Below are 354 nucleotides of genomic sequence, written 5' to 3' on the forward strand. Positions count from 1 at the left end.
ATTCGAACCCCCGCGCGGTGTTACCCGCCTGTCGGTTTTCAAGACCGATCCCTTCAGCCAGACTTGGGTATACCTCCGTTACAATATATAAATGGTGGACCTTGCAGGACTCGAACCTGCGACCGGACGGTTATGAGCCGTCTGCTCTAACCAACTGAGCTAAAGGTCCTTTAAGATGGCGGCAGAGGGGATCGAACCCCCGACCTTACGGGTATGAACCGTACGCTCTAGCCAGCTGAGCTACGCCGCCAGGATCTTTATACTGGTTAATTTACTTATGGTGGAGCCTAGCGGGATCGAACCGCTGACCTCCTGCGTGCAAGGCAGGCGCTCTCCCAGCTGAGCTAAGGCCCC

3 tRNA genes are annotated in these 354 nt (G+C 55.9%); all 3 read right to left on the minus strand.

The features are described from left to right. Window positions 1–92: 92 nt before the first annotated feature. A tRNA-Ile gene (locus EW028_RS24425) sits at window positions 93–169 on the minus strand. 7 nt (window positions 170–176) lie between these two features. Continuing rightward, window positions 177–250: transfer RNA gene (locus tag EW028_RS24430), tRNA-Met, on the minus strand. A gap of 28 nt (window positions 251–278) precedes the next feature. Continuing rightward, window positions 279–354, minus strand: a tRNA-Ala gene (locus EW028_RS24435).

The sequence above is a fragment of the Lysinibacillus sp. OL1 genome, assembly GCF_004332175.1.
Classification (GTDB): domain Bacteria; phylum Bacillota; class Bacilli; order Bacillales_A; family Planococcaceae; genus Lysinibacillus; species Lysinibacillus capsici.